The sequence below is a fragment of the Serpentinicella sp. ANB-PHB4 genome (assembly GCF_031432315.1).
In the GTDB taxonomy this organism is placed as follows: Bacteria; Bacillota; Clostridia; order Peptostreptococcales; family Natronincolaceae; genus Serpentinicella.
The window spans coordinates 182,086-200,946 of record NZ_JAVKGO010000003.1; the positions used below are offsets into that span (position 1 = coordinate 182,086).

General features: G+C 34.2%; 21 protein-coding genes. 16 read left to right on the forward strand and 5 right to left on the reverse strand.

The genetic code is table 11. The annotated features are described in order from the left end of the window. Positions 1-22: 22 nt before the first annotated feature. Positions 23-772, reverse strand: a complete 750-nt coding sequence (locus tag RH915_RS04465) for a peptidylprolyl isomerase (protein ID WP_310478168.1) — start codon at positions 770-772, stop codon at positions 23-25. A gap of 168 nt (positions 773-940) precedes the next feature. Between RH915_RS04465 and RH915_RS04470 the strand changes: the two genes are divergently transcribed. Beyond that, on the forward strand, positions 941-1,885 hold the full coding sequence (locus RH915_RS04470) for an L-threonine 3-dehydrogenase (protein ID WP_310478169.1): 945 nt from the start codon (positions 941-943) through the stop codon (positions 1,883-1,885). Between the two features lie 259 nt (positions 1,886-2,144). Here RH915_RS04470 and RH915_RS04475 read toward each other — a convergent pair whose 3' ends face one another. Next, a complete protein-coding gene (locus RH915_RS04475; protein WP_310478170.1) occupies positions 2,145-2,315 on the reverse strand; it encodes a hypothetical protein in 171 nt (56 codons plus the stop codon). A 121-nt stretch (positions 2,316-2,436) separates the two neighbouring features. On the opposite strand from RH915_RS04475, the gene nuoE reads away from it, so the two are divergent. The 11 genes from nuoE (at position 2,437) to RH915_RS04530 (ending at position 13,304) form a co-directional block, all read left to right on the forward strand. After that, positions 2,437-2,946, forward strand: a complete 510-nt coding sequence (gene nuoE / locus RH915_RS04480; RefSeq protein ID WP_310478171.1) for an NADH-quinone oxidoreductase subunit NuoE — start codon at positions 2,437-2,439, stop codon at positions 2,944-2,946. Between the two features lie 11 nt (positions 2,947-2,957). Further along, positions 2,958-3,347, forward strand: a complete 390-nt coding sequence (locus tag RH915_RS04485) for a (2Fe-2S) ferredoxin domain-containing protein (protein WP_310478172.1) — start codon at positions 2,958-2,960, stop codon at positions 3,345-3,347. Between the two features lie 15 nt (positions 3,348-3,362). Next, positions 3,363-5,153 (forward strand): NADH-quinone oxidoreductase subunit NuoF, encoded by a 1,791-nt coding sequence (locus RH915_RS04490; protein WP_310478173.1) that lies wholly within the window; start codon positions 3,363-3,365, stop codon positions 5,151-5,153. Between the two features lie 12 nt (positions 5,154-5,165). Next, a complete protein-coding gene (locus RH915_RS04495; protein ID WP_310478174.1) occupies positions 5,166-6,914 on the forward strand; it encodes an NADH-dependent [FeFe] hydrogenase, group A6 in 1,749 nt (582 codons plus the stop codon). Positions 6,915-7,349: 435 nt separating this feature from the next. Then, positions 7,350-8,432 (forward strand): extracellular solute-binding protein, encoded by a 1,083-nt coding sequence (locus RH915_RS04500; RefSeq protein WP_310478175.1) that lies wholly within the window; start codon positions 7,350-7,352, stop codon positions 8,430-8,432. Positions 8,433-8,469: 37 nt separating this feature from the next. Next, positions 8,470-10,149 carry an ABC transporter permease gene (locus RH915_RS04505; RefSeq protein ID WP_310478176.1) on the forward strand — a complete coding sequence of 560 codons (1,680 nt, stop codon included), beginning with the start codon at positions 8,470-8,472 and terminating at the stop codon, positions 10,147-10,149. A gap of 13 nt (positions 10,150-10,162) precedes the next feature. After that, the gene (locus tag RH915_RS04510; protein ID WP_310478178.1) at positions 10,163-11,221 is read left to right on the forward strand and encodes an ABC transporter ATP-binding protein; all 1,059 of its coding nucleotides are present in this window, start codon (positions 10,163-10,165) and stop codon (positions 11,219-11,221) included. A gap of 239 nt (positions 11,222-11,460) precedes the next feature. Beyond that, on the forward strand, positions 11,461-11,901 hold the full coding sequence (locus RH915_RS04515; RefSeq protein WP_310478180.1) for a DUF1893 domain-containing protein: 441 nt from the start codon (positions 11,461-11,463) through the stop codon (positions 11,899-11,901). A 22-nt stretch (positions 11,902-11,923) separates the two neighbouring features. Next, on the forward strand, positions 11,924-12,205 hold the full coding sequence (locus RH915_RS04520; protein WP_310478197.1) for a hypothetical protein: 282 nt from the start codon (positions 11,924-11,926) through the stop codon (positions 12,203-12,205). A 163-nt stretch (positions 12,206-12,368) separates the two neighbouring features. Beyond that, positions 12,369-12,902 carry a hypothetical protein gene (locus RH915_RS04525; RefSeq protein WP_310478181.1) on the forward strand — a complete coding sequence of 178 codons (534 nt, stop codon included), beginning with the start codon at positions 12,369-12,371 and terminating at the stop codon, positions 12,900-12,902. Positions 12,903-12,941: 39 nt separating this feature from the next. Further along, a complete protein-coding gene (locus RH915_RS04530) occupies positions 12,942-13,304 on the forward strand; it encodes an Asp23/Gls24 family envelope stress response protein (RefSeq protein ID WP_310478183.1) in 363 nt (120 codons plus the stop codon). A gap of 24 nt (positions 13,305-13,328) precedes the next feature. Here RH915_RS04530 and RH915_RS04535 read toward each other — a convergent pair whose 3' ends face one another. After that, positions 13,329-13,697: a hypothetical protein gene (locus tag RH915_RS04535; RefSeq protein ID WP_310478185.1), complete on the reverse strand. Its 369-nt coding sequence runs from the start codon at positions 13,695-13,697 to the stop codon at positions 13,329-13,331. A 261-nt stretch (positions 13,698-13,958) separates the two neighbouring features. On the opposite strand from RH915_RS04535, the gene RH915_RS04540 reads away from it, so the two are divergent. Further along, entirely contained in the window at positions 13,959-14,309 is a 351-nt protein-coding gene (locus RH915_RS04540; RefSeq protein WP_310478187.1) for a CidA/LrgA family protein, read from the forward strand. A 2-nt stretch (positions 14,310-14,311) separates the two neighbouring features. Next, entirely contained in the window at positions 14,312-14,995 is a 684-nt protein-coding gene (locus RH915_RS04545; protein WP_331618300.1) for an LrgB family protein, read from the forward strand. Between the two features lie 177 nt (positions 14,996-15,172). Here the strand turns inward: RH915_RS04545 and acpP are convergent, their stop codons facing one another. Continuing rightward, positions 15,173-15,397 (reverse strand): acyl carrier protein, encoded by a 225-nt coding sequence (gene acpP, locus RH915_RS04550; RefSeq protein ID WP_310478199.1) that lies wholly within the window; start codon positions 15,395-15,397, stop codon positions 15,173-15,175. Between the two features lie 151 nt (positions 15,398-15,548). On the opposite strand from acpP, the gene RH915_RS04555 reads away from it, so the two are divergent. Together RH915_RS04555 and RH915_RS04560 are read left to right on the forward strand one after the other, a co-directional pair. Next, a complete protein-coding gene (locus RH915_RS04555; protein WP_310478188.1) occupies positions 15,549-16,277 on the forward strand; it encodes an aspartate/glutamate racemase family protein in 729 nt (242 codons plus the stop codon). 158 nt (positions 16,278-16,435) lie between these two features. Continuing rightward, positions 16,436-18,040 carry a Na/Pi cotransporter family protein gene (locus RH915_RS04560; RefSeq protein ID WP_310478190.1) on the forward strand — a complete coding sequence of 535 codons (1,605 nt, stop codon included), beginning with the start codon at positions 16,436-16,438 and terminating at the stop codon, positions 18,038-18,040. 245 nt (positions 18,041-18,285) lie between these two features. Here RH915_RS04560 and RH915_RS04565 read toward each other — a convergent pair. Further along, positions 18,286-18,861: ISL3 family transposase (locus RH915_RS04565; RefSeq protein ID WP_310478191.1), on the reverse strand; the 576-nt coding region annotated here is incomplete at its 5' end.

The window sequence follows — 18,861 nt, forward strand, 5'->3', positions numbered from 1 at the left end:
GAAGTATAACGGGTTATTTTATTTACTCATTTATTTTAATTGGATGTTTTTCTTTTAATGTATCAATCGTTTCAAAGTAACGTTTTTGTTGTTTCTCTGAAAGTAAATGTTGCTTAATTTGATCTTTAACTTGATCAAAAGTTTGCTCAGAAGCTTCTTTTTTATCATCTATTTTTATAATATGGTATCCAAATTGGGTTTTAACAGGTTCACTAATTTCATTTTGTTTCATATTAAACGCTACAGCTTCGAATTCTGGAACCATTTTACCTTGTGTAAAGTAACCTAGGCTTCCACCTTGGGCTTTAGAAGGACATTTAGAATATTTTTTTGCAGCTTCATCAAAAGCAAGTCCTTCGTTGATTTCTTTAATAATATCTTTAGCAGTAGACTCGTCTTCAACTAAAATATGACTTCCCTTTACACTTTCAGGGTTAACGAACTGATCTTTATTTTCATTAAAGAAAGTTTCTGCTTCAGCATCATCTGTTGTAATATCTTTCAATACTTTGCTAATTGCATACTGCTTTAAAAATGTAGCAGTAATATTTTCTAGCTCTGCTTTATATTGTTCTTCAGCATCTAATGCATTCTCTAAAGCGTATAAGTAAAAAAGCTCTTGGTTAACAAGCTCTTGTACAACTTTACTTTTTCCCTCAGGTGTATTAAAGTGCATTGCTTTTTGTGGATCCATGCTTTTTAGAAGTAGTTCAACATCTAATTGGGTAATTTCTCTATCGCCAACAGTTGCTACAACTTGATTATTATTCATTTATTAACACTCCTTATATATGTATTTATAAAACATGATAACAGAGTGGACTGTTTTTGTCCAACGCATATAGACATTAATTGTAAATAAAATAATTAATAATCAATGGTATTTTTTAAAATAATATGTTGCAGAATAACTGATATATGTGTTATTAGGAGGGTTAATGTGAACATATTAGTTACTGGAGCATTAGGACAAATTGGATCTGCTTTAGTGCAACATATGAGAGGGATTTATGGAAGTAATAATATTATTGCTAGTGATTTAAATAGTGATGGCAATCAAGAAGTTATTCATTCAGGGCCTTTTGAGAAAATTGATGTAACAGATGGAAAGAAAATAGCCGAGACCGTAAAGAGTTATAATATTGATACGGTTATACATCTAGCGTCTATTCTTTCAGCTGTAGGAGAGCATAAACCCAATTTAGCTTGGGATATAAATATGAATGGTTTATTTAATGTTTTAGAAGTTGCAAGATATAACAGATGCGCTGTTTTTGTGCCAAGTTCTATTGCGGCATTTGGGCCACAAACGCCTAAGGATCACACACCGCAAGATACATTGCAAAGGCCAACTACGATGTATGGGGTGACCAAAGTATCTGGAGAAATACTTTGTGATTATTATTATAAAAAGTATAAAGTAGATGCTAGAGGATTGCGTTTTCCTGGATTAATCTCCCATGAAAGTCAGCCCGGTGGTGGAACCACTGATTATGCAGTGCACATTTTTTATGAGGCTCTAAAAAACAAGGGATACAACTGTTATCTAAGAGAAGATACTTATATGGATATGATGTATATGCCCGATGCTGTTGACGCAATAGTAAAACTAATGGAAGCTAATCCTGAAAGATTAATACATCGCAATGCATTTAATGTAACTGCTATGAGTTTTAATCCGAAACAAATAGCCAATGAAATTAAAAAACATATACCTGAGTTTGAAATACAGTATGAAGTAGACCTAATAAGACAAGACATAGCGGACTCATGGCCAAATTCCCTTGACGATAGTGCAGCAAGAGAACAGTGGGATTGGTCTCCAAAATATGATTTAGCAAGTATGACAGAGGATATGTTAAAGCACATCAGACAAAAAATTTAAGGTGGAATAGTTGTTTAATAACGGCTGTCCAACGATCTCTTTTATCAAGCTGTCATTCTGATTGTCATTGATTCAATCATCGAATCATCAATGATATTCAGAATGACGATTATTTTGGTGATTTCTTTCTACTTCAAACTGCCCGTCATTCTGAACTTAGTGGATAATTTAAGTTCTGGTTTCCTTTTTTGCTTTCTAACAATTTTGTCATTTCCCTCTGTGTAAGCGACTAACACAAAACTTCTTTTTGGTCATCTGCTTATGAACGCCAGTGAAGAATCTCGGTTTTGACTTTTCCTTTCCACTTTCTAACTATTGTGTCATTTCCCTCTGTGTAAGCGACTAACAAAACTTCTCTTTGGTCATCTGCTAATGAACGAAGTGAAGAGTCTAGGTTTCCCTTTTCCCTTTCTACTTTCCAACTGACCAACTGTCTGTCATTCTGAACGCAGTGAAGAATCTCGCTTTTAATTTGTTTAAAATATTCTATTTAGAACAATAATAGTGAATAGAAAAGCAGAGGAAAAATTCAACTAAAGGGAGGGTTTAATTTGGAGGAACACTTTAAACTACAAGAAAAAAATGAGTTAGAAGTAGCGTTACCGAAGGAGAAATATGAAGAGTTGGGAGACTACATAAGAAGTCTTGAAAGTACGGAGGGGAAGCTCATACAGGTGCTATATGAAGCGCAACGGATTTTTGGTTACTTGCCTAGAGATGTACAGTTATTTGTGGCAAGAAGTCTAGGACTATCCGGGGCAGAGGTAAACGGTGTTGTCACTTTTTACTCCTACTTTGTAGATACACCTAAAGGGGAACACGCTATTGATATATGTACAGGAACGGCATGCTTCGTAAAAGGCGCAGATAAGATCGTATCTCACCTGGAAAAGAAATTAAACGTAAAGATAGGAGAGACCACAGAAGATGGGAAGTTTACATTAAATGGCTTACGATGTGTTGGTGCATGTGGGTTAGCCCCAGTCGTTATTGTAGATGAAAAAGTATATGGTAGAGTGAAATTAGAAGATGTTGACGGCATAATAAGTCAGTATGAGTAGGAGGTGACAGGATGTCCACTGTAAAATCATTAGAAGAATTAAAAAAAATAAGAGAAGCGTCTTTAAAGCAGATGAACATTAGAAAGGTAGACGAAGATAATAAAATTAAGCTTCTAGTAGGGATGGCAACCTGTGGAATAGCTGCCGGGGCAAGAGAAACATATAATGAGATTCTGGATACAATTAATGAAGAAAACTTAGAGAATGTTTATGTGGTTCAAGTTGGATGCATGGGTTATTGCTATGAAGAACCAATAGTACAAGTAAATGTACCAGGTAAAGAACCAATACTATACGGTAATGTTGATATAAAAAAAGGTCGTGAAATAATTGAGAAACATATTAAAAAAGGAGAACTGCTACAGGATTCAATTATAAGTAAGTCTTTTCATAAACTTTAGGAAAGGAGGAGAAAAATGAAGCAATATCGATCCCACATATTAGTATGTGCAGGCACAGGATGTCAATCACAAGAAGGTCATGAAATTATAGAAGAACTAAAAAAACAGATAGAAAAAGCTAATTTTCATAATGAAATTCAAGTTGTAAAAACAGGATGCTTTGGATTTTGTGAGAAGGGTCCTATTATTAAAATTCTCCCTGAAAATGTATTTTATATAGAAGTTAAACCCAGTGATGCAAAAGAAATTGTAGAAGAACACATTATTAAAGGAAGGCGTGTTCAAAGACTACTCTATGAGGAACCAAATATCCACGAGCGGTTAGAACAACAAAAAGACATGCCTTTTTATAAAAAACAAGTAAGGATTGCACTCAGAAACTGCGGATTAATTGATCCTGAAAATATTAAAGAATACATAGCTGAAGATGGGTATATGGCTTTAGGAAAAGTACTGACGGAAATGAGTCAAGAAGAGGTTATTCAATTAGTTAGAGATAGTGAGTTGCGAGGTAGAGGGGGTGGGGGATTCTCTACGGGGTTTAAATGGGAATTAACCTACCGAAATAAAGATGACCAGAAATATATTGTTTGTAATGCAGATGAAGGTGACCCAGGCGCCTTTATGGATAGAAGCATTTTAGAAGGAGATCCCCACAGTGTGTTGGAGGCTATGGCCATAGGAGCCTATGCCATAGGAGCAAATAAAGGCTTTGTATATATTAGAGCAGAGTACCCCTTAGCAATCCAACGATTAAAAATTGCCATGGAGCAAGCAAAAGAATATGGATTCTTAGGGCGAAATATTTTTGGTACAAATTTTCATTTTGATGTTGAAATTAAATATGGAGCTGGGGCTTTTGTTTGTGGGGAAGAAACAGCACTAATTAATTCAATGGAAGGAGGACGGGGAGAGCCTAACGCGAAACCACCTTTTCCAGCTGAAAGTGGATTTTGGAATAAACCAACCTGTGTAAATAATGTAGAAACCTATGCCAATATCCCACCAATTATACTGAAGGGGCCTAAGTGGTTTAAGCAAATTGGTTCTGAAAAAAGCAAAGGAACTAAAGTGTTTGCTTTAGCAGGTAAAGTAAACAACGTCGGTTTAATCGAAGTGCCAATGGGCATTACCCTTAGAGAAGTTATTTTTGATATTGGTGGTGGTATTCGTAATGGAAGAAAGTTTAAAGCAGTTCAAACCGGTGGGCCATCGGGAGGGTGCCTAACAGAAGCACTTCTTGATAATCCAATTGACTATGAAAATTTAACAAGAATCGGTTCAATGATGGGATCTGGCGGTATGATTGTTATGGACGAAGATGACTGTATGGTTAACATTGCTAAATTTTATTTAGAGTTTACTGAAGAGGAATCCTGTGGGAAATGTACGCCTTGTAGAATTGGAAATAAAAGGTTGCATGAGATACTAATAAAAATCACCGAAGGTAAAGGTACAAAGCAGGATCTAGAAGATTTGAAGAAGCTAGGAGAAATGATAAAGATCAGTTCTTTGTGTGGACTGGGACAAAGCTCACCCAACCCAGTATTAAGCACATTAAAATATTTCTATGATGAGTACCTACAGCATGTTGAAAACAAACATTGCCCCTCTGGTGTTTGTGCTGCACTAAAAAAGCATGAAATAGTAGAAGAAAATTGTGTAGGCTGTACCCTATGTGCCAGGGTGTGTCCTGTTGATTGTATATCAGGCAAGGTAAAAGAAGTACATAATATAGATCAAGAAAGGTGTATTAATTGTGGGGCCTGTAAAGAGGCATGTAAATTTAATGCAATAGCAAATTAAGGTGGTGAAATAATGAAAAATGAAAAGGTAAAGTTAACGATAAATGGAGCAGAGATAGAAGTCCCAAGGGAATATACCGTACTAGATGCTGCAACGGAAGCTGGGGTACACATACCTACCCTATGTCATTTAGACTTACATGACTTAAAAATGGTAAATCGTACAGCATCCTGTCGAGTCTGTATGGTAGAAGTAGAAGGAAAACCAAATTTAGCACCAGCTTGCGCAACCCCAATAAACGATGGCATGATTATATCTACGGACACTATTAAGGCAATTAATGCCAGACGTATGGCAGTAGAGCTACTACTGTCTAATCATCCTACCGATTGTTTAATATGTCAAAAGAATTTACAGTGTGAGTTGCAAACCCTTGCACACAGATTAAGTGTGAGAGAAATAAAATATACTGGGGAGGCAATGACGACTCATCTTGATACTTCAAGTCAGTCATTAGTAAAAAATCAAAACAAATGTATTCTATGCCGTCGCTGTGAAACCGCATGTAATGAAATACAAACCTGTGGTATATTAACTGCTCTAAATAGAGGGTTTCACACAACCGTAGGACCAGCCTTTAACTTACCAATGCAAGAAACTTCTTGTACTTATTGTGGCCAATGTGTGGCGGTTTGTCCAACAGCAGCGTTGACTGAAGTAAATCATGTTCCGAAAGTATGGGATGCCCTTAATAATGAGGATAAGTATGTGATTGTACAGACAGCACCGGCTATAAGAGTAGCTTTAGGAGAATTATTTGACATGGAGGCAGGAAGTATTGTAACTGGAAAAATGGTATCTGCATTGCGAAAGCTTGGTTTTGATAAAGTTTTCGATACGGATTTCGGTGCCGACTTAACGATTATGGAAGAGGCAACGGAGCTTATAGATCGGTTAGAAAATGGTGGGCGATTACCTATGTTAACCAGTTGTTGTCCGGCATGGGTAAGCTTTATTGAACACCAATTTCCAGATTTAGTAGATGTACCTTCTACATGTAAATCGCCCCATATAATGTTTGGTACTATTTCAAAAACATACATGGCAGAAAAACTTAACATAGATCCACAGAAAATAACCGTTGTATCAATCATGCCTTGTATAGCCAAAAAAGCAGAGGCAGCAAGAACGGAGTTAGCTTTAGATGATGATAATAACGTTGATATCGTCATTACAACAAGAGAATTAGCTGCAATGATCAAAGAGGCGGGAATTGATTTTAATAAATTACCAGACGAAGATTTTGATCATCCTTTGGGGGAAACAACCGGTGCTTCTGTAATTTTTGGAACTACAGGTGGTGTGATAGAGGCAACCATGCGAACGGCTTATGAATGGTTAACAAATGAAAAATTAGAAAATGTAGAGTTTGACCAACTAAGGGGATTTGAAGGTATTCGTGAAGCAACAGTACCAATAAACGGAAAGGATATCCATATTGGCATTGCTCACGGATTAGGTAATGCAAGACAGTTACTTGAAGATATTAGAAGTGGTAAATCCCAATATCATGCTATTGAAATTATGGCCTGTCCTGGAGGTTGTATTGGTGGTGGAGGGCAACCCTATCATCACGGAAATGATGTAGTTGTAAAAAAGAGACAAGAAGCCTTGTACAAAGAAGACAAAAATAAAGAAGTACGACAGTCCCATAAAAATAAGGAAATTATAGAGTTGTATGATAGCTATTTAGGAAAGCCTTATGGTGAGTTAGCCCATAAATTATTACATACAAAGTATACACCAAAAGAAAGAATATAGGTAAACAAAAGCCGAGATTTTGCATTCAGTTATGTCATTCTGAATGTAGAATCTCGGTTTTGACTTTTCTTTTCCACTTTCTACTTTTCCCTTTTCCTTATCTCCTGACCAACTGACCTACTACTTTGTCATTCTGAGCGAAGTGAAGAATCTCGCTTTTTACTTTACCTTCAACTTTTATACTTTCAACTTTCCTACTTATTTTGTCATCCTGAGTAAAACGAAGGATCTCGCTTTTGCTTTTTACTTTCCACCTTACAACTGGCATCAAAAATAACGTCTTACCCCAAAAAAGTGATATTAATCACAAAAACAAATTTATTTACAAAATAGTATTGAAAATAATTATCATTGAGTATATAATCATATTTAATCGATAGTGAATATCAATGATAAATAATTATCAATTAAATACATATTTTGGGAGGAAGCAATATGCTTAAGAAAAGAAGTTTAATGTTTGTTTTAATTATGGCAATTATATCTGCGCTTATAGCAGGGTGTACACAAAGTGAAAATGCAGGTCAAGCTGTAAATGAAGAAGGGACAACAGGTCAATTAGTTGTTTATTCCGCAAGGAATGAAAGATTTGTACAAGATTTGTTGGATAAATTCACGGAAGAAACAGGGATTGAAGTATTAGCATTGAATGGAGCTAACCCTTTACAAATCCTAGAAGAAAAAAATAATGTTCAAGCGGATATATTTATTTCGAATGATTTGGGTGCATTAGGGTATTTAGATAGTGAAGGTTTATTACAGGGTTCAACACCAGGAGGAATAGAAACAATACCAGCAGACTTTAGAGCTGAGGATAATGCCTATTTTGCAATATCTGCAAGGTCCCGTGGGTTTATCTATAATAAGGAAATGATTACTGAAGAAGAAATGCCAAACAGTATAGAAGACTTATTTGATCCAAAATGGGCAGAAGTAGAAAACGGTTATGCCATTACCCGTGGTGGTAACGGTGGTATGATTGGTCATGTCTCAGCACTGCGCTATGAGTGGGGCGATGAAAAAACAGCTGAGTGGATTGCTGCTGTAAGAGAAAATGCAGCTAACATTTATCAAGGACATGGTGACATTCGTAGAGCTGTTGGTGCCGGCGAGCATTCCTTTGGCCTTGTAAACAACTATTATTTCCATCAACAATTAGTTGAGCCTACAAACAATAATGTTGGTTTCATCTACTTAGATCAAGAAGAGGATCAAATGGGTGTTATTGCAAATGCAGCTGGGGTAGGTCTTGTAAAAGGTGGACCAAATGCTGAAAATGCATCTATATTTTTAGAATGGTTACTACTACCTGAAAATCAAGTAGCATTTGTAGGCGAATCTTTAGAATTATTAATTAACGCTCAGTTTGGCGCTGTTTATCCAGAAGAAGTACAGCCACATATTGTAGATTTTAACGAATTAAAAGTACAAGATATGCCAGTTAAAGAATTAGGTAATTTCTTTAGAGATACAACGATGCTTATAGAAGCGTCAGGATTAGACTTGGATTTAAGATAGGGATTAAATATATTTTTTAAATGTAGGAGATGGCATAATGAAAATTAAAGAAAACACAAAAAAGAATACTGATCAAAAAGCCAAGGTTGGAAAAAAATTTTTTCCAACCATTCTCCGTTTTTTTAGAGTTAGTTGGTTAAAAATCTGGAATAGCAACCCACCGGGTTTGGGGTTACTTATTTTTGGTCTTTTAGTAGCTGTTATCATGACGATTCCAATTATTTATGTCATTTGGCAGTCTTTATTTGCTGGCCAAGAACGATGGATGCGGCTTTTAGACCAAAGAATCCCAGAGTTATTGTGGAATACACTCTCACTCACCTTTGTAGTGACAGTAAGTACACTCATATTGGGCGTATCATTGGCATGGATTGTTGTGCGCACAGATATTCCAGGTAAGAAAATTTGGCGGTGGTTACTTGCAGTACCTTTAACAATCCCTCCTTATGTAGGTGCCGTTACTTATATCATTGTTTTTGGGCGTAGCGGATGGGCCCGTGAACTATGGCAAAATACACCTTTTATTGTTAATACCTTTGGTGACTATGAATTTAATATTTATTCATTTTGGGGTGTAACCTTTGTGCTAACGATGTTTACTTATCCCTATGTGTATTTAATTGCAAGTGCTTCTCTTCGTAAGATGAATCGGAATTTTGAAGAAGCTGCTTATTCCCAGGGGATGACAACATTTGAAGTATTTTATAAAGTTAATTTACCCCTATTACGTCCAGCTATAGGAGCAGGGGCAATACTGGTATCTCTTTATGTTCTAGGAGATTTTGGTGCAATTGCCATGCTGCGTTATGTGACTTTTACTGCGGCTATTTATTTCAGAAGGATTAGTTTTGATACAGCCTCCGCATCCGTTCTCAGTCTTATACTAATTTTTATAACCATACTAATACTTTGGATTGAATCAAAAACAAGAAAAAGAAATAAATATTATCAAACATCAAATACCTATAGAAAGCCATTAACTTTAAAACTTGGCAACTGGAAGCCATTTGCATTAGTTTATGTAAGTTTAATTTTTCTACTATCTGCTCTATTACCTATTATTGTGCTAATTTATTGGTCACGAATAGGTATAAGCATGGGGGCAATAGACTCAAGATTCTTTGGTTTTGCAATTAATAGTATAAAAGTTTCTAGTATTGCGGCGATCGTTTGTATGTTATTTTCAATGCCGATTATATACTTAAAAGCACGATATCCTTCAGTTATTACTAGTGTCATTGATAAACTAAGCTATTCGGGATACGCGCTCCCAGGTATAATTGTGGCTTTAGGCTTTGTTTTCATATTTAATAATCATTTACCCATAATTTATGGGACATTTTATATGGTAGCTTTAGCCTTTGTTGTGCGATTTTTACCTCAAGCAATGCAAGCAGGGGAATCTTCACTAAGTCAACTATCACCGAGAATTGATGAAGCAGCTAGAAGTCTGGGGTATCCACCTTGGAAGGTAATGTTAAAAGTTATTTTTCCTAACATGCTACCCGGTATCCTGGCAGGTGGCGCATTAGTTTTTGTTAGTTCTATTAAAGAATTACCAGCTTCGTTAATGCTTAGGCCACCAGGGTTTGACACTTTGGCTGTGCGTGTTTATTTTGAAGCCGCAGACTCCATATATCACATGGCAGCCCCCCCAGCATTACTAATTGTTTTAGTTTCAATTATTCCATTACATTACATGTTAAAAGAATATTAGGACGGTGAAAGAGATGTATGATATAGAATTAAAGGGAATTTCAAAAACTTATATTGGCGCTGATGAACCTGCTGTAAAAAAGCTTAGTTTGTCTGTAGAAAAAGGATCGATCATTACACTACTCGGACCTAGTGGCTGTGGAAAGTCAACAACATTACGTTTAATAGCAGGATTTGAACGAGCAGATTCGGGAAGTATCCTCTTAGGCGGTAAAGTTGTAAGTGATCAAGATACATGGATACCACCAGAAAAACGAGGCGTAGGTATGGTCTTCCAAGACTATGCCCTATTCCCGCATTTAAATGTATTTGACAATGTAGGATTTGGATATAAAGCGAAGGACCGTAAAAGTAGAGTAAATGAAGTGCTAGAGCTAGTTAACTTAAAAGGTTTTGAAAAACGTTATCCCTACGAACTGTCAGGTGGACAACAACAAAGAGTTGCTTTAGCAAGAGCATTAACCCGTAGACCGGTGGTGGTATTATTAGATGAACCTTTTAGTAATCTAGATGCAGACTTAAGAATAACCATGCGAATTGAAGTAAAACGAATTATAAAAGAAGCAGGTGCAACAGCTATTTTTGTTAGCCATGATCAGAAAGACGCTTTAGCAATATCAGATAAAATTGTAGTCATGAAAGATGGATTAGTACAACAAATTGGTACTCCTCGAGAAGTGTACCAGAATCCAGAGAATCGCTTTGTGGCATCCTTTGTAGGACAATCCACTATTTTAGAAGGTGTTATAGATTGTGATGGTCAATCGGTTACGACAAATTTGGGAACTGTTCAATGTAGTGATAGCCATTGCAAATGTGTTGGTGAAAAAGTCTGTATATCTATTAGACCTGAAAGTTTGCAGATAGATGAAGGTGGTCATATCCAAGGAAGGGTTAAACAGTATACCTATACAGGTGAGTCTATTGACGCAATTATTTCTATTATAACTGAAGAAGGAAAGACTCAAGATATATTAGTTTCTACAGATCCAGGGCAAGAATTAAATATCGGGGACATGATTCGATTTAAAGTCTTACCAAACTGTGTAGCTGTAGTTAATAACGACAAATAATTAATGCTTGTTATATTATATTAACCAATTTCCCGGGAAATTTCTTCGACATTCTACAGCTAGATTGATAATTTCCACAAATTATTTGATGCAATAACAATAATTAGTCGATTAAAGCTGTTTTTGGTTAACTGTATTTGCCGAAAATAATTTATTGCGTGACAAAGTTAGATTATTTGATATAATGATTAGGTAATTAAACAAAAACAAAGGTATGTTTAAATACCTAGGAGGATTTTATGAGTGATATGAATTTAGCTAAAGATTTAATGGCTAGTGAAGGTTTTTCGTTTGTAATCGCTAAGAACAATACGATAATTGAAAAATCAAATGTAAAAGGAATTAAGCCAATTGTATCTTTATTAGAAAATCAAAAAGGTAAGGTTTTAGGTGCGTCAATAGCTGATAAAATTGTGGGAAAAGCAGTTGCACTTTTGGCAATATACGGAGGGGTTGAAGAAGTTTACGCCCAAACAATAAGTGATTGTGCAAAAACAATCATGCAAAAACACGATGTAAAAGTTAATTATAATCGTATTGTACCTTATATAATGAATCAAACAGGAACAGATAAGTGTCCCATGGAGAAACTTGTTGAGAATATAGAGAGTCCTGAAGAAGCTTATAAAGAAGTGATCACACATTTTAGAAAAAGAGAAACTTCTGTAACTAATAAATGAAAGGCTTACCAAGGTGAAAAGTATGTATCAAAATGATCAGTGTCCATTATGTAATGAGCATGGGAAAAAAGCAAAACCTAAAATGATTCAGCCGATTATAAAGAAAGATTTAAAACATTTGATTGTGGATGATTTATATTACTTGTGTGAAGCTTCATCTTGTGAAGTTGTAGCTTTTAATGAAAATAAAGATTGTATTTTTCTTTTAAGAGATGTAATTTTAAATAAAAACGAAATTGAAAGTAATACAGACTGCTGTAAAAGTAGTTGTGGATCAGGATCAGGTGGATGTTGTAAGAAATAACTTAGTGTATTTTATATATGCTAGGTTATTTTTATTTCAAAAAGTATATAAAAAGTTCAAAAAAGCTAATAATAATAGACTAAAGGTCTAAAAATGTGGTAAATATATGATATAATTGAATATATTATAATCAATGTGTCCGAAAAAAGAGGTGATAGGAGAAATGGTTGCTGCATTGCAAGGCTTTGATTTAGTTACAATGATGCCAATTAAAAATAAAAAAGAAAAAGATAACATCAAAAACATTAGAGACGCTGAAAGTTTTTCAAGGTCTTTAAGCATTGTATCAAAAAACAAATTGCAAAAAAAAGACCAAATCTCTCCTATGAAAGCATATGAGAACCTACGGATAAAAAATTATTTGAGTAAGAACATCGTATTAGAAGAGGACCATGATGAGAAACAAAATTTTGATCAAATAAGGCAGGATATAAAGTCTTGTAGATATGGAAAGAGTCTTTATAAGAGTTTCACTGTACAAAACCATATGACCACAATGGATGTAGAAAGTATACTAGACGGGATTGACGAGGGTAAAATATTTAATGGACTTGAAAAATACAAAGCAATTAATGTACATAAGAACCATGCAGCGTTAAATATTGCATCTTCTAAAATAGCCGTAGGAAGATATAGTAGTTTTTCAAAACAAGGAATGGCATCTTTTGAAAATAAAATAAGCTTACTAGCAGGTTAATGTAATTATAAGCTACATAAAATGAATGGAGGGATTTACATGGCAACGGACCCAATGGAAATAAACTGTGAGGGTGGTAAAATAAAAATTTCTCATGATATTGTGTTGACGATTGCAAGACATATTGCAGCTGAAGCGAAGGGAATTGTTTCTATAAGCGGTGGTCTACCAGGTGGAATTGGTGAAGTCTTTTCAAAAAATACAACTAAGAAAAAAGGTGTTAAGGTTCAAAAAGAAGCATCTCAAATTGTTGTTAATTTATCTTTAGTCATTAAATATGGATTTAAAATTCCAGAAATTGTAGAAGATGTTCAAGAAAAAGTAAAAGCTTCAATAGAATCCATGACAGAAATACAGGTTTCAAAAGTAAACGTATATGTTCAAGATATTGTAACTGATTAAGCGGCGATAAAATCGCCGCTTATTTTATTTACATGGTGCAGGTTCTGGTGTTACATCATGGTGGTGATGCATCATTTTATGACGATAAGCTTCTGCTTTGTACATGGAAGCTAAGTACATATTCATATAATACATATGCTTATGGTCATGCATATGGTCATGCATATGATCATGATCTGGCATCATAGGCATTCCAGGCATAGGCATTATACCAGGCATGGAAGGCATATGCCCCATATCAGGCATAGGTCCCGGGTGTCCAGGCATTGGCATGTGTCCCATATCAGGCATAGGACTAGGATATCTAGGGGCTGCTGGAGTATGGCCTATTCCAGCTGTCATTTCACTTCCATTATACACTGGTTCGTAGTTCATATTATTTTGAGTATCCATATAGATAAAACCTCCTCTAAATTATATTTAAAAACACTTTATATTAGGTTATGAATATAGGATAGTTATTGAAACTTGTATAATATTATAAATTTTCCCAGTTAATAATTAATTGTTTAAAGTTACTTATACCATCTCTTATGTAAAAAAAAATATCCTTTATGCTTAAATTTAATGATGTAATTTTCTCCAATTAAATCGACAATGACTTTTTGACTCTGTTATAATATTTTTAAGTAAAAGTGTAGAGAGGTGTTATAAATGAAAATGCTAAGACAAGCGTTGATCATACTAGGGATCTGTTTACTAGCTGAAGTTATCCAACAAATATTTTCTTTAACGATTCCTGCAAACGTAATTGGGATGATCCTATTACTTTTATTTTTACTGAGCGGAATAGTAAAGGTAGAAATGGTAGAAGACAGTGCTCGGTTTTTATTGAAACACTTGGCATTTTTCTTTGTACCCGCTGGGGTTAGCTTAATGAATAATTTTGAGATGTTAAAGGGGAATTGGCTGAGAATTTTTGCTGTTGTTATTATATCAACAATAATTGTACAAGTTGTTACAGGGTGCAGTGTACAATATATAAATTTAAGAAGGGGGAAATAGTAATGTTTGACTCGCCTTATTTTGGACTAGTTATTTCTATTCTTTTTTTTGAGTTAGGAATTATAATTAATAAAAAAACAAAAATTGCTATTTTGAACCCACTGCTTATAAGTATTATTGCGATTATAGGGGTTTTACAATTTTTTGATATAGATTTTGAAACCTATAATCAAGGAGGAAGTCTAATTTCTTTTTTATTAGGACCGGCAACAGTTGTTTTAGCAGTTCCTTTATATAAACAGATTAAACTAGTAAAGAAAAATTTTGTATCTATTTTATTTGGAATTTTACTTGGCAGTAGTTCCGCAGTAATTAGTACTTGGTATTTATCAAGCTGGTTTGGATTAAGTGAGGAGATTCGATTATCCCTTGTTCCTAAATCAGTAACAACACCAATAGGAATTGAAATATCTGACAGTATAGGTGGAATTCCTTCGATTACTATCGTAGGAATTGTAATAGCAGGTATTTTAGGCGCAGTAATCGGACCATATGTATTGAAGCTATTTAAAATAGATGACCCGATAGCCGTAGGGATATCTTTTGGAACTTCATCCCATGGTATGGGGACAACAAAAGCAATTGAGTTAGGGGAGACAGAAGGGGCAATGAGTGGTATTGCAATTGGTATTGCAGGCTTAATAAGTGTCATGATTATTCCTATAATATTAAAATTTATTACATGATATAATTTTAATGCTAAAAACTAATCAAATAGTTCCTGTAGGTATAATAAAGGCATGATAAGTAAAATTTAAACATATATTTTAATTGAATTCGAATGAGAAAATTACATTTATAACTCATATGTAATATTCCCAATAATGATTCAAAAAATAAAAAAGTGCTGAATATTCAGCACTTTATTGATGTTTTTCAATGTATTCTATAATATCTGAAATACTTTGAAACTTTTCAGCATCTTCATCAGGAATCTCAATAGAGAAAGCATCTTCTGCTGCCATGATGATTTCAACTGCATCTAGAGAATCTGCATCCAAATCATCGGATAAAGTAGATGCTGGTGTTATTTTATCAGGACTAATACTAAGCTGGTTTGATATAATTTCTTGAATCTTTTCAAAAATCATAGAAAGACCTCCTTAAAAGAATTATTCTTTACTGAGTAGTATAAACAAAAAGTTTACAATTACAATACCATAAAAAAGATTTTTTGTATATATATGTTGGACAAATGGATGCAATTAAATTATATTTAATATGAGCAGAGGTGAAATAATGAAAGAAAAAATAATTGGTATTTTAGGGGGCATGGGCCCAGATGCTACTCATGAAATTTTTAGTCAAATTATTAAATATACAAAAGCAAAGACGGACAACGATCATATTAGGGTAATTATTGATAGCAATTCAAAAATTCCTGACCGTACTAAAGCCATATTAAATACTGGTGAAAGTCCAGAAAGAGCCATGTTAGATACAGCAATTAATCTAGAGAATGCTGGAGCAGATTTTATAGTTATTCCTTGTATGACAGCACACTATTTTTTGAAAAAGGTACAGGAAGGAATAAATATTCCTATATTTAATGGTTTGGAGCTAACAAATCAGTATATAAAAGAAAAATATAAGCATATATCCAATATAGGATTGATTGCAACAACTGGAACAATAAAGACAGAGCTTTTTCAAAAATCAATTGATGATAAAAAAATTATAATTCCTAATCCATCCTTGCAAGAAGAAGTAATGGATATTATCTATGGTGTAGAGGGTATAAAAGCTGGAAATCAGTCAAAAACTTCAGTAGACAGAATAAAGCGTGTAATACATGAATTACAACGTCAATTTAATATCGAAGCCGTAATTGCAGGATGTACTGAAATTGGTTTAGTGCTTAAACAAGACGATGTATCTATACCTCTAATAGATCCTATTACAGTTTTAGCACAAAATGCTGTAAATGAGGCAGGTAAGAATTTAAATCTTGATAAAGATGATAGATAAAAATTTTGATATAGTCATCCTATTATATATTTGCTATAATGAAATTTGGGTGTAAAAGTCGAATATTGTATGATGGTGTTATATTTTTAACAAGACAGAAATTATTTACCATTACTTATATGTAAGAAAAGGAGCTAATTAACGAGGGAGGATCATTAATGGAGATTTTATTTGGGGTACTTGGGGGCTTAGGTCTATTTTTATACGGTATGAACGTAATGAGTAATGGACTGCAAAAAGCTGCTGGAGACAAATTGAAGTCTATAATTAACCTGCTAACTAGTAACAAGATTATGTCTGTATTAGTTGGAGCCGGAGTAACAGCTATTGTTCAAAGTAGTAGTGCCAGTACTGTCATGGTTGTTGGTTTTGTAAATGCAGGCATGATGAAACTAACCCAAGCTGTAGGATTAATAATGGGTGCAAATATTGGAACAACCATTACAGCGCAGATTGTTTCCTTTAAGATTGATGCCTATGCACCAATTGTTGTAGGGATTTCCGTTGGGGTATGGCTGTTTACTAGTAACCGAAAAGTTAAGCAACTAGCAGAAGCTTTTATTGGTTTCGGTATACTATTTATCGGAATGACTTTTATGGGAGATGCCCTAAGACCATTGAGAGCGTCTCAAGCTTTTCAAGATTTATTAATTAGTTTTGGAACGAACCCTGTGTTAGGAGTATTAGCTGGATTTGCCATAACTGTAGCAGTACAAAGTAGTACAGCTTCCACAGGTATTGTTTTAGCCTTAGCATCAGAGGGCTTAATACCTATTGAATCAGCATTACCAGTTTTATTTGGTATTAATATGGGTACGACAATTACTGCAATTATTTCTAGTATTGGAGCTAATAGGACAGCTAAGAGGGCTGCAGCCTTTCACTTGTTATTTAATTTTTTTGGCACACTAATTTTTATCGTCGCTTTCAGAGGATTGTTATATGATGCAATTAATTATCTGAACCCAGGTGATGTACCAAGACAATTTGCTAATGCCCATACTATTTTTAATATTACTAGTACATTAATTTTATTGCCTTTCTCAGGTCAGCTAGTAAAATTGGCTAAAAAAATTGTACCCGGTGAAGAGGAAAAAGCTGAAGGAATTAAATATATTGACGAACGTATATTAGAAACGCCTTCAATTGCTTTAGTAAGTGTTACGAAAGAAACACTTCATATGGGGAACGTAGCTAAATCATCCCTTACAAATGCTTTAAATGGCTTCTTTGATAAGGATCCTAAAAAAATAGCAGAAACAAAACGAATAGAAAAAGTTGTTAATGAAATGGAAAAAGAACTTGCCAAGTACATGATACAGCTAACAAATAGAAATATATCTTTGGAAAATCGTGAATTTGTAGATGGACTATTTAATACGATTAATGATATTGAGCGAGTAGCAGACCATGCAGAAAATATTGCTGAATTGTCAGAATATAGACTAGATAACGATTTATATTTCTCTGACAAAGCAATAGAAGAATTAAAAAATATTGCTACGTTAGTTATGGAGGCTTATACAGATTCTTTAACTGCCCTTAGAAATTTAGATGGTGAATTAGCAAAAAAAGTAATAGAAATTGAAGATGAAGTAGACTTATTGGAAAAGAAGCTAAGATCAAGCCATATAGAGAGGTTAAATGCACATAAATGTGTGCCAACTTCTGGGGTTATTTTCTTAGATATCATAAGTAATTTAGAAAGAATTGCAGATCATGCATCAAATATATCTTTAGCGGTTCTTGATCAAGTTAAATAAAGGTTCATAAAAGAAACACTCTTATATATATGAGTTAAAAACCATAACTGATATGTATAAGGAGTGTTTTTTATTTTGGCTCTTTGTCAATAGTTGGGGTGGGATTATATTTAATCTCGCTCCATTATTACATTAGAGCCTATTTTAGTATAATAATGAGACTCCACGTGTTTTAGGGTGCACTTAATAAACCTAAGCTAAAACATAGGCTTGAACCGAATATATAATTTTTAAGATATTAATTTTCAGTTAGAACAATGAATAATTCGATTACGAAATCTATGAAAGTTTCTAAGACCAAAAGAAATACGTTTTAATACTTTAATTTTATTATTAAACCCTTCAGTAGGCCCGTTCGTATAACCATATTTAAAAGCGTTTTTAATTTCTTTAATCCATCTAGTATAAGTAGCAGCGCACTTCTCAAATTCGGAAATCCCAGAACTTTGAGCATTTTTAATCCAATCAACTAAAGCACTGCGCTGATAAGAATACTTTTCACTTTGACAAATCTCATAAAATTGCTCTTTTAGCTTATGGGCTAAACGAAGATCCTCATTGTATAAAAGCATTAAGTCAACAGCTTTTTTGTCCTCATCTTTAAGCTTATGATAACGAGTAAGAATAAGCTTTCTACTTCTCTTATAATATTTTCTAAGCTTAGAAGACATGGTCTTTTGAAGACGCTTTCTAACACTTTCAATTGCCCAAGTTACTTGCCTAATAAAATGATACTTATCAATAATAATCTTAGCATTAGGAAAGAAAGCTTTAGCAACATCCACATAAGGCTGCCACATATCACAAACAAAGAATTTAAC